Raw genomic sequence first — 13,708 nt, forward strand, 5'->3', positions numbered from 1 at the left:
ACCCAGGAAAAGAACCCCTAAAACCTCTAACTCCCCCACCGCAAACACAGTGAAGGCAGGATAAATCTGACGATTTATCCTGCCTTCACTCAGAGAAAGAGCGGGTTACCCCGCAACAATCACTTAAGCGTGACGGTGGCGCCAGCGCCCTCCAGGGCAGCCTTAGCCTTCTCAGCGTCATCTTTCTTTGCGCCTTCGAGGACAGCCTTCGGAGCGCCGTCAACGAGGTCCTTGGCTTCCTTCAGGCCGAGAGAGGTAAGTGCACGAACCTCTTTGATGACCTGGATCTTCTTGTCGCCAGCGGATTCGAGGATGACGTCAAACTCGTCCTTCTCCTCGGCAGCAGCGGCGTCGCCACCTGCAGCCGGAGCAGCAACAGCCACAGCAGCCGGAGCAGCAGCGGTAACGTCGAACTTCTCCTCAAACGCCTTGACGAACTCAGAGAGCTCGATAAGGGTCATTTCTTCGAACTGGGCGAGGAGCTCCTCGGTGGAAAGCTTGGCCATGGTGATGGTCCTTCCTGATGTCACTACGTTTGCTCGATGCAGGGCCAACTAGACCGCACATCGCTGCGCTCTTACGAACGCGGAAAAAACCGGTGAGGACACCGGAATGATCACTCGGCAGCAGCCTCGTCTGCCGAAGGTGCACCCTCGGCAGTCTTGGCGCGAAGAGCGTCGACCGTGCGCGCCGCCTTGGAAAGCGGAGCGACGAACATGTAAGCAGCCTGGCTGATCTTGGCCTTCATGCCACCCGCCAACTTGGCAAGTAGCACCTCGCGGGACTCGAGGTCCGCGAGCTGAGCAACTTCCTCAGCACTAAGGGTCTTACCGTCAAGGACAGCACCCTTAATAACGAGCTTGTCGTTGGCCTTGGCGAAGTCACGCAACGTCTTTGCAGCCGCCACCGGGTCACCGGAAACGAATGCGACAGCTGTCGGACCCGAGAGCTTGCCATCAAATGCCGTAACACCAGCATTCGTAGCCGCGATCTGCGTCAGCGTGTTCTTCACCACCGAGTACGAACCATTGGGGCGCAACTGAGTGCGCAGCTCAGCAAGCTGCGCGACAGTCAGACCCCGGTACTCGGTCAGCACGGCCGCACCGGACTCGCGGAATTTCTCCTCGAGCTCGGCGATGGCTGCCTGCTTTGCGGGCGTTGCCATATGGCCTCCTTCATGGGTTCGAGCCGGCATCCCAACCGAGGCGGAGCCTCGTTGACGCATGAAAAAAAGCTCCCGGCGCAGGACACGGGAGCATAGCCACCTTTCATAGGTAGCAAACAACTCTAGCGGCCTACGCTGGTTGCCCGGATGGGCGTTTACGCGGAATTCCTTCCGGGACTTCGTGACTACAAAGTTCGCCACGAAGAAACGGAACGAATCCCACAACCGGCGGTCATGGGTCTCATCAACAGTAGGTGAATCAGACCTAGTTATTCAAATCAACAACGCACACCTATAACGAAGAGCCTTGGCGTCAACACACCAAGGCTCTTCGAAGATTCACAGACGATTACGCGAGTGACTCATCACTCCGCGTCACGCATTTTGCCCAAGTCAAGCGAAATGCCAGGGCTGTTCGTGGTAGCCATCGTTGCCTTAGAAACGTAACGCCCCTTGGAAGCAGACGGCTTCAAACGAGCAACTTCCTCAATAGCAGCGCTGTAGTTCTCAAGCAGCTGCTCCTCTGTGAAAGAAGCCTTACCGATGATGAAGTGAAGGTTGCTGTGCTTGTCGACGCGGAACTCAATCTTTCCGCCCTTAATGTCAGAGACAGCTTTGGCGACGTTCATCGTCACCGTGCCCGTTTTCGGGTTAGGCATAAGGCCACGAGGACCAAGAACCTTACCCAGGCGCCCAACCTTACCCATCAAGTCAGGAGTCGCGACAACAGCGTCGAAGTCCAGCCAACCACCCTGGACCTTCTCCAGCATGTCGTCAGAACCAACAAAATCAGCGCCAGCTTCGCGAGCTGCGTCTGCGTTCGCACCCGTGGCGAAAACCAACACGCGTGCAGTTTTACCGGTGCCGTTAGGCAAGTTAACCGTGCCGCGAACCATCTGGTCTGCTTTACGCGGGTCAACCCCAAGACGCAACGCAACCTCAACCGTGGCGTCGAACTTTGTGGAAGCCGTCTCTTTCGCTAGGCGAATAGCCTCGATCGGCGAGTACTGACGCGAACCGATCTTTTCAGCTGCCTCGCGGTATGCCTTGCTGCGCTTCATAACTGCTCCTTCTCTCTGAAACTCAGAGAACACATAAGGCGGACAAAAAGTCCTTGGAGTCGTGGTGCGGGCCGCGCTGGACCCTTCCACTGTCGCTTCATAACGACTTAGACCACATCCCGCGCTTAGCGTGACAAGGACGCTGAGCAGGACGAGCCATCGAAACATCATGCCGCTACAACAAACGTCGCAGCAAATCTGACAGATGTGTTGATGCGCGCTGGCGTGAGCGCGCATCAACACATATCAGAGCTACACCCAGAACTCAGTCCTGAACTTCAATACCCATGGAACGGGCGGTGCCAGCGATGATCTTCATTGCCTGGTCGATCTCATGAGCATTCAGATCCTGCATCTTTTGCTCAGCAATGGCACGCACCTGGTCCTGCGTAAGCTTGCCCACCTTAGTGGTGTGCGGAGTACCGGATCCCTTAGGAACACCAGCAGCCTTCTTAATGAGCTCCGCAGCCGGCGGGGTCTTCGTAACGAACGTGAAGGTACGGTCTTCGTAGACAGTGATCTCAACAGGGATCACGCTGCCGCGCTGAGATTCCGTCGCAGCGTTGTACGCCTTGACGAACTCCATGATGTTCACACCATGCTGACCCAGGGCCGGACCAACCGGCGGCGCCGGCGAGGCAGCACCCGCCTGGATCTGCAACTTAATGAACCCAGAAACCTTCTTCTTGGGAGCCATAGCACTTCCTTATCTCGTGGGCCCACGCCATGGGCGATGACCCGGTTGCAGTCCGCGAAGCGATTACTTCACGGAAAACGTTCACGCTCAGATCTTGGCGACCTGGTTGAACGACAGCTCGACCGGCGTTTCCCGGCCAAAGATCGACACAAGCACCTTCAATTTCTGCTGTTCAGGCAGGATGTCGGAGATTGTGGCGGGCATCGTTTCGAACGGTCCCTCCATCACAGTAACCGACTCACCGATCTCGAAATCGACATCGTACTGGACCACGTTTGCAGCGTTAGCCGCAGCCGACTCCAAGGATTCATCCTCAACTTCAGCCACAGGTTCGGGCTTCGCTTCCACAGCAGGAGCCAGCATCGAGACAACTTCATCCATGCTCAAAGGCACCGGCGAGTAAGCGTTACCAACAAAACCGGTCACACCAGGAGTGTGACGCACTGCGCCCCAGCTCTCATCGGTCAGATCCATACGAACCAAGACATAACCAGGAACACGCACGCGCCGTACCTTCTTGCGCTGACCGTTCTTGATCTCGGTGACCTCTTCCATCGGGACCTCAGCCTGGAAGATGTAATCCTCAAGATTCAGCGACTGGGCCCGCTGCTCCAAGTTCTGCTTCACCCGGTTCTCATAACCGGCGTACGAATGAATGACATACCAGTCACCTTCAGCGAAACGAAGCTCCTGACGCAGGGCTTCAACTGGGTCATCCTCAGTGCTAGCTTTCACGTCTTCACGAACAGCTGCAGCAGCCGCGATATCAGCAGCATCACCGGCTTCAGTGACCATGTCGTCAGAAGCAACCTCCAGTGCCGCTTCCTCGGCTTCAGCCTCCTCAGCAAGCTCTGCTTCAACGTCCTCGGCGAGCTCCGTCAGCTCCTGCTCAACCTCTAGCTCAGCTTCACCTTCTACTGCGCCATCCTCAGCCTCGCTAACCTCTTCAGAGATAGTTTCGGCCGGAGTGTCCCCGTACTCAGCGTCTTCGACACTGTCGGAAACCGCGTCCACGAGAGCGTCCCCATCCGAAATAACATCCGTTTCCGGATCCTGGGTCATGCCCTCCGGGGCATCCGCAGCCGTCGCCTCGCTCACCTGATCGCGAACTTCGGCCTCATCGCTCTCACTGGGGGTCCAGTCCTGTGACACGTCGCTGCCTACCTTTTCCTGCGCTTCGTCCGTGCAGACATTGCTGTTGACATTGTGTGCGAAATCCCGGACGGCGCAACGACCGGCAGACCGGCAGCGCGCCCGCCACACAAAGGGCACCGGGCTTACAAGAACGGCCCTCGCATCACTGCGGGGCCGTTTCAAACGTTCAGAGACCGTGCTTGAAAAGCGTAAAGCCTCCCAGGCACGTCACTCCGCGAAGATCCAGAAAACCAGGCGAGTAAACACCCAGTCCAGACCAAAAACAAAAAGCATCACAATCGTCACAAAGACGATCACCGTAGCCGTATACCGCGCGAGCTCTTCTCGCGACGGACGAACTACTTTACCCAGCTCATCAAAGACCTGACGGAAAAACAACGCAATCGAGGCGAAAAACCTAGTGAACAGATTGCTTCTAACAGGCTGCCCCTGAGAGCTCCCCACTGGGGCTGTCTTTTGGTTCGCCACAGGTCCTCATCTCTCGATCGCCGACGCCGCACCTAGCGGTCCGCGATGTCGTCCTGACGTCGGCCTGTTTCCTGACGTTGCAACGCAGGGCAGGAGGGACTCGAACCCCCAACCGCCGGTTTTGGAGACCGGTGCTCTACCAATTGAGCCACTGCCCTACGGATGAAATCCGAGCGGAAACCGCAACGACTGCATCCGGGAACCGAGCTTACGCCAACGGAACCTTGGAGTCCAAGTCACCCATGAACTCTCCCCACCGCAACTACCCCATCGCAATAGACACAATCCGCCACGCACCCAATGGCACGATAAAACCGTGACCTCTCCTCGATCTCTAACAGCCCTACCCAAAACCCACCTACACCTGCACTTTACCGGCTCAATGAGATTCGACACCCTCCTAGACCTCGCAGCCAAACACGGCATCCGACTCCCCCGGGCCCTGACAAACACCTGGCCACCACAATTGGCCGACACAGAAGGCCGCGGCTGGTTCAGATTCCAACGCCTCTACGAAGCAGCCCGCGCCTGCATCACAACCGAAAGCGATATCCGCCGCGTCCTACATGAAGCAGCCGAAGACGACGCCGCCGAAGGATCACGCAGACTTGAGCTTCAAGTTGACCCCACTGGCTACGCCACACACCTCGGAGGGATCACCCCCGCCCTCGAAATAATCCTCGACGAAGCACGCAAAGCCCACACAGAACTCGGTATCGAAATCGGCGTCATCGTTGCAGCCAGCCGCACCCGACACCCACTAGACGCAAGAGCTCTGGCACGCCTCGCCGCCCGATACGCCGGCGACGGCCCCGGGCAGGTCATCGGTTTCGGCCTATCGAACGACGAGCGTCGCGGCGAAACAAGCGAATTTGCTCCCGCATTTCGTATCGCCGCCCGCGCAGGACTCACCCTGGTACCACACGGAGGAGAACTCCTAGGCCCAGACCACCTCGCCCACATCCTCGATTCACTCCACCCGCATCGCTTCGGCCATGGCGTTCGAGCAGCTGAAGACCCCCACCTACTCCAACGCGCCATCGATAAAGGAGTCGGATTCGAAATCTGCCCCGGAAGCAACGTAGCCCTCGGCGTATACAACAACACCGCCGCCCTCCCCCTAAGAACGCTCTATGAAGCAGGTGCACACATCGCCCTAGGCGCCGACGATCCACTCCTTTTCGGAAGCCGTCTCGCAGCCCAATACGAAATAGCACGCAACCACCACGGCTTCACAGACAAAGAACTCGCAGAACTCGCACGCCGATCTGTCTACGCCTCAACCGCCTCCACCAGCAGCAAAACCCGCATGCTCACTGACATCAACAACTGGATCAACACACCTGCCGAAACACCATGAACCACACAAAAGTGCCGCCACACCTCGCGTGACGACACTTTTAACACCAAAGATCAGAGTGACAACCCCACCATCACTGGCTCATTCACCAAACAAACACCAAAAACATCCAAAACTCCATCTCGAATCGCACGTGCCAACTCGATCACATCAGCAGCACAAGCCGAACCACGATTCGTTAACGCCAACGTGTGCTTTGTCGACAAAGCAGCCGGCCCTGGCATACCGAACCCCTTACCAAAACCAGCACGATCAATCAGCCACGCAGCGCTGGACTTCACACACCCATCACCAGCAGGAAAACGCGGTGGACGCACACCCGCCCCCAGACGATCCCCAACCCGGTGCTCCAACTGCTCAAACTCTTCTGCAGTCAGGATCGGATTAGTGAAAAAGCTCCCACAACTCCATGTGTCGTGATCTGCTTCATCCACAACCATTCCGCGCAGACCCCGCTGACTCAACACTGCAGCCCGAGCATCTGCCAACGGCACCCGCTCCCCCATCGAAACATTCAAAGCATCCGCCAACGCCTGATAGGCCACCGGCGAAGACAAATCAGCCAACGCCAACTGGAATGTCACGTCCAACACCACAAACCGAGGTGCACCATCATGCGACTGCGCCTTGAACATCGAATGCCGATAGCCAAAACCACAATCGACGTTCGCAAAGCTACGAACCTCACCCCGTAGGCGATCCCACGTTCGCACCCGCGCCAACGTCTGCGACACATCCTGGCCATAAGCCCCCACGTTCTGCACCGGAGTCGCGCCCGCCAAGCCAGGAATACCCGACAAAGCCTCTACACCAGCCCACCCAGAATCCACAGCCTGGGCCACAAAACCATCCCAGGACTCCCCTGCAGACACCTCAACGAGCACACCCCCACACTCGCTGGACTCCTTCACACGAACACCACGGTTCGCCACCTGCACCACTGTGCCCGGAAAGCCTTCATCTGAAACCAGAAGATTGGAACCTCCCGAAACAACCAGCAGCGGCTCACCTGCCTCATCAACCTCACGCACAGCCGCAATCAACTCATCCGAGGACTCCGCCGTAACAACACGATCAGCTGGTCCGCCCACCCGCATCGTCGTCAACGAAGCCAGCGCAACGCCTTCCTTAACCTTCACCACACAACACCCTTCACAATCACAACGACAAAAGGAGCCATCTCACACGAACACGACCGTTACTCGAACATTCCCCAACACTTTGCGGTTATCAACCGACGCCGAAAGCTCTACAACAACCGATCGCGCCTGCTCATCAACAGACTTGACGACACCAGCAACACCCACCTGCACCGAACCCGCATAGGGAACCGGCACTACATCAGTGAACTTCGCTCTATACGCAGAGACAAAACCGCTCGCACCAACCCAATCCTCTACCAGCGAAGAGGCCGAGCCCATCGTGAACATTCCATGCGCAATTACGCCCGGAAGCCCTACCTCACGAGCATACGAATCATCCCAATGAATTCTGTTCCTGTCGCCGCTGACCGCGGCATACGCCACTACGTCTTCACGCGAAAAAGACACCACCCGTCCAGGCAATTCGTCCCCTACACGCACCGACTCAAACAACACGCCACTCATCAGGAGTCCCCTTCAACCTCATCGGCACGCACGACGATCATCGACCACACCGATGCCAACCGAACACCGTCAGCTCCGGATAGATCTGTACGCGTTGTCAACATGGTGTTACCGCGTACTTCACGTACACGCTCAATCAACAACTCAGCTGACAACACGTCACCTGCCACAATTGGGCGCACTATCTCAATGCGTTCCTCTCCGTGAACGACACGCTGAAAGTCAATCCCCACCTGCGGATCCCCCCACAGCAGCCATTCGCTCTGCTGCGCAACCGTTGCCACAAAAGTCACAGGCGCCACCAGGTCCTCAAAACCTGCCGACCGTGCAGCCTGCACATCAAAATGCACAGAAGCAGACGCCCCCACCACCCGAGCAAAAGCCCGCACATGCTCACGCCCCACCTCAAACGGAGCAGCAGATGGCCAAGACCGTCCCTCCAACGCAGCAAGAGAACTCATACCCGCCACCTTATGTGAACCACTCGCATCGAAAACCACGCCTCCCCCCGGAACTCCAACACAAAGAGGCTGTCAACCATATGGTTGACAGCCTCTTCAGAAACTTTCACAGACAGGAAATCAACGAGTTTCCTTGTGAGCCGTGTGTCGCCTGCAGTTACCGCAGTACTTCGACAAAGCAATACGATCAGGATCGTTTCGCTTGTTCTTTTTAGTGATGTAATTGCGGTTTTTACATTCAGCACATGCCAAAGTGACCTTGGGCCGAACGTCACTGCTTTTGCTTGCCACGGCTACCTGTCCTTGCGAACGATCAGTGGGCTCGAATAAACTCGAGCTAAAAAATGATCGTAGCGAGGGCGGGAGTCGAACCCGCGACACCACGATTATGAGTCGTGTGCTCTAACCACCTGAGCTACCCCGCCAGGGCAGTAACAACGCCCGCCACCAGATACCGCCGAAACGATTAAGCAGCGGGCGTTGGAAGCCTGAGCCCCGATAGGGAATCGAACCCTAGACCTTCTCCTTACCATGGAGACGCTCTGCCGACTGAGCTATCGGGGCGGAACCGGAACTCTCCGGCTCAACAAGAAAAAACATACACGGTCCGCCCCGCAAAAGAAAAATCGAGACCAGCCCCAACCCCGAACCAACACCCCACCCACCACCAACCCACACATAAAAACCCAGCTCAATAGACATGTATCCACATTAAAAACCACAAAAAACTAACCAGCACATCAATCAGTCATCCACCCCACGAGCCACCAACGCCTCCCCCATACGCTCCCCATGCCGAACAGTCCGAACCACCACCGGCACCAACAACGCCCGAAAACTCCGCTCCAACCCCCTCGCCTTCCGTGCCTGCCCCACCTCCTCCACAATCCCCGCCACCACAAACACCGACCGCAACACCAAAGAAAAAACCAAACCCACCCGATCTGCATCCACCCCCACGCACCTCAACGGACGCACCCCCACCACCACCGCATCCATCATCTCCGCCGTCTTCGTCGTAGCAGTCACCACCGACGCAGCCACAACAGCCACCACCAACCCACCAACCACAACAAACGCATCAAAAACCCCATTAACCACAACTTGCACCACCCCCAAAACCACCACCAACCATCGCAAACCCCACACACCCCGCCACAACCACAACCACCCCAGCCCCCCACACAACCCCGCCACAACCACAACCACCCCACCAACCACAACAGCCACCACCCCCGACCACACCAACAAACACGTCGTAAACACCAACAATCCCACCAACTTCACCCCAGGCCGCACCCGATGCAGCCACGAATCTCCCTCCACATACAAACCACTCAGCACGACCCCACCCCATCCATCAACTCCACATAAAACGCAATCGCCTCATCAGCCCCCCCATCAAAAACCACCTCACCCTCATCGAACACCAACACCCGATCCCACCCCCGCAACAACTCCAAATGATGAGTTACCAACACCACCTGCTGCGACAAGGACTCAATCCGACTCGCGACAGCCCGAGCATTCCGCCGATCCAACAACGTCGTCGGCTCATCACACACCAACACACTCGGCTCCGTCACCAACACCGCAGCCAACGCCAACAACTGCTTCTGCCCACTCGATAAACGCGCCGCCGGATGTCCCCCACGCCCAGCCAAACCAATCTGCGACAACGCCTCCCCAACCACCGCGTCCCGTTCCACCCGAGACAAACGCCGCCGCCGCAACGAAAACGCCACATCCTCCCCCACCGTCGGCATCACAATCTGCGAATCCGGATCAGGAAACACAAACCCCACCCGCCGCCGCACCGCAACCGCATCCACCCCAACATCAACACCATCCACCACCACCTGCCCAACAGAAGGCAACACCAAACCATTAATCATCCGCGCGAAAGTCGACTTACCCGACCCATTCGCGCCAATCACTCCAACCCGCTTCTCCCCCAACGAAACATCAACACCACGCAACACTTCACGCCCCCCAAAACTATGGGAAACGCCACGAAACTCGATCACACCCAACCACCCCTTCCCAAAAACACCATCACTTACCCCCACCCACCGACAACAACTCCGGCACAGCACGATGCACAGCCACCGCAACACCCACCGCAACAACAACCTTCACCACATCACCAGGCACAAACACCGCATCAGCCAACAACGCCTGCCCCACAGACAAATGCGCACGCCACGCCATCACCGGAACACCCACCGCATGAATCACACCAACACCCCCCACCAAACACCCCACCAACTGCCACACCACAGACCGCGGACCCTGCGACGCAAACCACCCCACCACCGCAGCCCCCGGAACCCACCCCACCAAAAACCCCACCGTCGGCGAGACAAACACGCCCAAACCACCGCGACCACCCGCCAACACAGGCAACCCCATCGCACACAAAGCAATAACCACCAACGACGCCGCGGCACCACGCCGTGCACCCAACACAGCACCAGCCAACATCACACCCAACGTCTGCAAAGTAATAGGAACACCCGACCCCACCGGATCAATAGCCCCCGGCACACCCAACACCCAAATCAACGCAGCAAACGAAGCCACCAAAGACAAATCACGCGCCGAAAACCCCCGCGACCGCCCCGCCACCTTCGTGAACTTCTGCACACTTTCGCTACTGCCAGGCATGATCACCCTTTCGACGAAGATAGACGGATAGAGTCTGGCAGGTCAGCGCGACACACACCCCGGAGACTCCCGGACAGCCACGTCGCGGCAAAAAAGGCGAAGGAGCCACCCGTGCTGATCGGCATACCGCAGGAAACCACCCCCGGCGAAACCCGCGTCGCCGCCACCCCCAGCACCGTCACCACCCTCATCAAACTCGGACACAACGTCATCATCGAATCCGGCGCAGGCGAACGCGCCGACATCTGCGATGACGCCTACCTCGAAGCAGGCGCACACATCGGCGACACCGCCACCACCTGGGCAGCCGACATCATCGCCAAAATCAACCCCCCCAACGACGAAGAACTCGACAACATCCGCGACGGCGCCACCCTCATCAGCCTCCTCAACCCCCGCACCGACCCCGCCATGGTCGACAAACTCGCCACACGCAACATCACCGCACTAGCCATGGACGCCGTCCCCCGCATCTCCCGCGCACAATCCATAGACGTCCTGTCCTCCATGGCCAATATCGCCGGCTACCGCGCCGTCATCGAAGCCGCACACGAATTCGGCCGCTTCTTCACCGGCCAAGTAACCGCAGCCGGAAAAGTACCCCCCGCCAAAATCCTCATCGCCGGCGCAGGCGTAGCCGGACTCGCCGCCATCGGAACAGCCGGAAGTCTCGGCGCCATTGTCCGAGCCACAGACACTCGCCCCGAAGTCGCCGAACAAGTCCAATCCATGGGCGCTGAATTCGTCGCAGTCAACACCAACGAAAAAACAACCTCCACCGACGGCTACGCACGCGAAACCAGCAGCGCCTACGAAACCGCTGCAGCAGCCGTGTACGCCGAACAAGCCAAAGACGTCGACATCATCATCACCACTGCCCTCATCCCCGGCCGCCCAGCACCACGACTCATCACCGCTGACATGGTCAACAGCATGAAACCCGGATCCGTCATCGTCGACATGGCCGCAGCCAACGGGGGCAACGTCGAAGGCGTCATCCCCGGCGAAAAAACCACCACCCCCAACGGCGTCACCATCATCGGGTACACCGACCTGGCCGGACGCCTCCCCACCCAAGCCTCACAGCTCTACGGCACCAACATCGTCAACCTCCTCAATCTCCTCACCCCCCACAAAGACGGCCACCTCGCCCTCGACATGGACGACAGCGTCATCCGCGGCATGACAGTCATCCACAACGGCAACCTCATGTGGCCCCCACCCCCCGTCAATATCTCCGCCAACACACCCCCCACCAACACAACCCCAACTCCACCAACACAACCCCCACCAACCCCTAACCCCATACGCCGCTACATCGGCATCGGCGTAGCCTCCGCTCTCTTCCTCGCCCTCGCCGCCTTCACCCCAGCACCCCTGCTATCCCACACGGTCGTATTCGCCCTCGCCGTAGTCATCGGCTTCTACGTCATCGGCAGCGTCCACCACGCCCTCCACACCCCTCTCATGAGCGTCACCAACGCCATCTCCGGAATCATCATCATCGGAGCCATCACCCAAATCACCACAAACAACACACTCATCTCCACCCTGGCCTTCATCGCCGTCCTCGTCGCCAGCATCAACGTATTCGGCGGATTCACCCTCACCCACCGCATGCTCGCCATGTTCCACAAGGACCCATCATGACCGCCACCATGACCCAAGGCGCCTTCATCGTCTCCGGGCTACTGTTCATCCTCGCCCTCGCCGGACTGTCAAAACACGAAACAGCCCGCGCAGGAAACGGCTACGGCATCGCCGGCATGGCCATCGCCCTCATCTTCACCCTCGGCGTCACCATCACCCAAGACGCCCCCACATGGACCATCGCGCTGCTCATCATCGGCATCCTCGCCGGCGCAGCTATCGGTACCGCCCGGGCACTCAAAGTCGAAATGACCCACATGCCCGAACTCATCGCCCTCCTCCACAGCTTCGTCGGACTCGCCGCCACCCTCGTGGGCTACAACTCCTGGATCGAAGCAGGCAACCACATCGCTGCCACCACCAGCGACACACGAGCACTCACACTCATCCACAACGGCGAAGTCTTCATCGGCATCTTCATCGGCGCCCTCACCTTCACCGGCTCCATCGTCGCCTTCCTCAAACTCTCCGCACGCATCAAATCCGCCCCCCTCGCCCTCCCCCACCACAACCTCATCAACCTCACAGCACTACTCATCTGCCTCACCCTCATGCTGTGGTTCACCCCCACAGCCCACGCAATACCACTCATCCTCATGACCCTCACCGCCCTCGCCCTAGGCTGGCACCTCGTAGCCAGCATCGGCGGCGGAGACATGCCCGTAGTCGTATCCATGCTCAACAGCTACTCCGGATGGGCAGCAGCAGCCTCCGGATTCATGCTCAACAACGACCTACTCATCATCACCGGCGCCCTCGTCGGCTCCTCCGGCGCCTACCTCTCCTACATCATGTGCAAAGCCATGAACCGATCATTCACCTCCGTCATCCTCGGCGGCTTCGGCTCAGAAGGCACCATCACCAACGACACCAAGGATTACGGAGAACACAGCGAAACCACCGCCGAAGACGTCGCCACCCTCCTCAAAAACGCCAACTCCGTCATCATCACCCCCGGCTACGGCATGGCCGTAGCCCAAGCCCAATACCCCGTAGCCGCCATCAGCACCGCACTACGCAACGCCGGAATTAACGTCCGCTTCGGAGTTCACCCCGTCGCCGGACGCCTACCCGGCCACATGAACGTCCTACTCGCCGAAGCCAAAGTCCCCTACGACATCGTCCTCGAAATGGACGAAATCAACGACGACTTCACCAACACCGACGTCGTCCTCGTCATCGGCGCCAACGACACCGTCAACCCCGCAGCCCTCGACGACCCCGAATCCCCCATCGCCGGCATGCCCGTACTACGCGTCTGGGAAGCAAAAAACGTCATCGTTTTCAAACGCTCCATGAACGCCGGATACGCAGGAGTCCAAAACCCTCTCTTTTTCAACAACAACACCGCCATGCTCTTCGGCGACGCCAAAGAACGCGTAGAAGACATCCTGCGCGCCCTCACCTAACCCCCACA

General features: G+C 58.4%; 16 protein-coding genes and 3 tRNA genes. 3 read left to right on the top strand and 16 right to left on the bottom strand.

The window, feature by feature from the left end:
- Nucleotides 1-119 precede the first annotated feature (119 nt).
- From rplL to DXZ77_RS06730, 7 genes are all read right to left on the bottom strand, one after another.
- On the bottom strand, nucleotides 120-506 hold the full coding sequence (rplL, locus tag DXZ77_RS06700) for a 50S ribosomal protein L7/L12 (RefSeq protein WP_028326557.1): 387 nt from the start codon (nucleotides 504-506) through the stop codon (nucleotides 120-122).
- A gap of 110 nt (nucleotides 507-616) precedes the next feature.
- The gene (gene rplJ / locus DXZ77_RS06705) at nucleotides 617-1,165 is read right to left on the bottom strand and encodes a 50S ribosomal protein L10 (protein ID WP_028326558.1); all 549 of its coding nucleotides are present in this window, start codon (nucleotides 1,163-1,165) and stop codon (nucleotides 617-619) included.
- 365 nt (nucleotides 1,166-1,530) lie between these two features.
- Nucleotides 1,531-2,226, bottom strand: a complete 696-nt coding sequence (gene rplA / locus DXZ77_RS06710; RefSeq protein ID WP_028326559.1) for a 50S ribosomal protein L1 — start codon at nucleotides 2,224-2,226, stop codon at nucleotides 1,531-1,533.
- A gap of 265 nt (nucleotides 2,227-2,491) precedes the next feature.
- Nucleotides 2,492-2,923, bottom strand: a complete 432-nt coding sequence (gene rplK / locus DXZ77_RS06715) for a 50S ribosomal protein L11 (protein WP_115030911.1) — start codon at nucleotides 2,921-2,923, stop codon at nucleotides 2,492-2,494.
- Between the two features lie 87 nt (nucleotides 2,924-3,010).
- Complete coding sequence (nusG, locus tag DXZ77_RS06720) at nucleotides 3,011-3,985, bottom strand: transcription termination/antitermination protein NusG (RefSeq protein ID WP_181816151.1); 975 nt, start codon at nucleotides 3,983-3,985, stop codon at nucleotides 3,011-3,013.
- Between the two features lie 300 nt (nucleotides 3,986-4,285).
- The gene (gene secE, locus DXZ77_RS06725) at nucleotides 4,286-4,522 is read right to left on the bottom strand and encodes a preprotein translocase subunit SecE (protein ID WP_258553182.1); all 237 of its coding nucleotides are present in this window, start codon (nucleotides 4,520-4,522) and stop codon (nucleotides 4,286-4,288) included.
- 109 nt (nucleotides 4,523-4,631) lie between these two features.
- Nucleotides 4,632-4,704, bottom strand: a tRNA-Trp gene (locus tag DXZ77_RS06730).
- 158 nt (nucleotides 4,705-4,862) lie between these two features.
- Here DXZ77_RS06730 and DXZ77_RS06735 point away from each other — a divergent pair.
- Nucleotides 4,863-5,906, top strand: coding sequence for an adenosine deaminase (locus DXZ77_RS06735; protein WP_115030915.1), 1,044 nt, complete (start codon nucleotides 4,863-4,865; stop codon nucleotides 5,904-5,906).
- Between the two features lie 53 nt (nucleotides 5,907-5,959).
- Here DXZ77_RS06735 and DXZ77_RS06740 read toward each other — a convergent pair whose 3' ends face one another.
- The 9 genes from DXZ77_RS06740 to DXZ77_RS06780 all read right to left on the bottom strand — a co-directional run bounded on the left by DXZ77_RS06740 (nucleotide 5,960) and on the right by DXZ77_RS06780 (nucleotide 10,641).
- Entirely contained in the window at nucleotides 5,960-7,045 is a 1,086-nt protein-coding gene (locus DXZ77_RS06740; RefSeq protein ID WP_115032699.1) for a UDP-N-acetylmuramate dehydrogenase, read from the bottom strand.
- A 42-nt stretch (nucleotides 7,046-7,087) separates the two neighbouring features.
- Nucleotides 7,088-7,513 (bottom strand): MaoC/PaaZ C-terminal domain-containing protein, encoded by a 426-nt coding sequence (locus DXZ77_RS06745; RefSeq protein WP_115030917.1) that lies wholly within the window; start codon nucleotides 7,511-7,513, stop codon nucleotides 7,088-7,090.
- Nucleotides 7,513-7,974 carry an FAS1-like dehydratase domain-containing protein gene (locus DXZ77_RS06750; RefSeq protein WP_115030919.1) on the bottom strand — a complete coding sequence of 154 codons (462 nt, stop codon included), beginning with the start codon at nucleotides 7,972-7,974 and terminating at the stop codon, nucleotides 7,513-7,515. The genes DXZ77_RS06745 and DXZ77_RS06750 overlap by 1 nt, the downstream gene beginning before the upstream one ends.
- Before the next feature lie 120 nt (nucleotides 7,975-8,094).
- Complete coding sequence (rpmG, locus tag DXZ77_RS06755; protein ID WP_115030921.1) at nucleotides 8,095-8,265, bottom strand: 50S ribosomal protein L33; 171 nt, start codon at nucleotides 8,263-8,265, stop codon at nucleotides 8,095-8,097.
- 60 nt (nucleotides 8,266-8,325) lie between these two features.
- Nucleotides 8,326-8,399, bottom strand: a tRNA-Met gene (locus tag DXZ77_RS06760).
- Nucleotides 8,400-8,465: 66 nt separating this feature from the next.
- A tRNA-Thr gene (locus tag DXZ77_RS06765) sits at nucleotides 8,466-8,538 on the bottom strand.
- Between the two features lie 180 nt (nucleotides 8,539-8,718).
- A complete protein-coding gene (locus DXZ77_RS06770; protein ID WP_115030923.1) occupies nucleotides 8,719-9,318 on the bottom strand; it encodes a CbiQ family ECF transporter T component in 600 nt (199 codons plus the stop codon).
- Nucleotides 9,312-10,001 (bottom strand): energy-coupling factor ABC transporter ATP-binding protein, encoded by a 690-nt coding sequence (locus DXZ77_RS06775; RefSeq protein WP_220181607.1) that lies wholly within the window; start codon nucleotides 9,999-10,001, stop codon nucleotides 9,312-9,314. Before DXZ77_RS06775 ends, DXZ77_RS06770 begins: the two co-directional genes overlap by 7 nt.
- Before the next feature lie 28 nt (nucleotides 10,002-10,029).
- Nucleotides 10,030-10,641, bottom strand: a complete 612-nt coding sequence (locus DXZ77_RS06780) for a biotin transporter BioY (RefSeq protein WP_115030925.1) — start codon at nucleotides 10,639-10,641, stop codon at nucleotides 10,030-10,032.
- Between the two features lie 111 nt (nucleotides 10,642-10,752).
- Here DXZ77_RS06780 and DXZ77_RS06785 point away from each other — a divergent pair, with 111 nt between their 5' ends.
- The gene (locus DXZ77_RS06785; RefSeq protein WP_115030927.1) at nucleotides 10,753-12,291 is read left to right on the top strand and encodes a Re/Si-specific NAD(P)(+) transhydrogenase subunit alpha; all 1,539 of its coding nucleotides are present in this window, start codon (nucleotides 10,753-10,755) and stop codon (nucleotides 12,289-12,291) included.
- Complete coding sequence (gene pntB, locus DXZ77_RS06790) at nucleotides 12,288-13,700, top strand: Re/Si-specific NAD(P)(+) transhydrogenase subunit beta (RefSeq protein WP_115030928.1); 1,413 nt, start codon at nucleotides 12,288-12,290, stop codon at nucleotides 13,698-13,700. Before DXZ77_RS06785 ends, pntB begins: the two co-directional genes overlap by 4 nt.
- Nucleotides 13,701-13,708: the final 8 nt, after the last annotated feature.

Origin of the sequence: Dermatophilus congolensis (assembly GCF_900447215.1) — a bacterium.
GTDB lineage: Bacteria > Actinomycetota > Actinomycetes > Actinomycetales > Dermatophilaceae > Dermatophilus > Dermatophilus congolensis_A.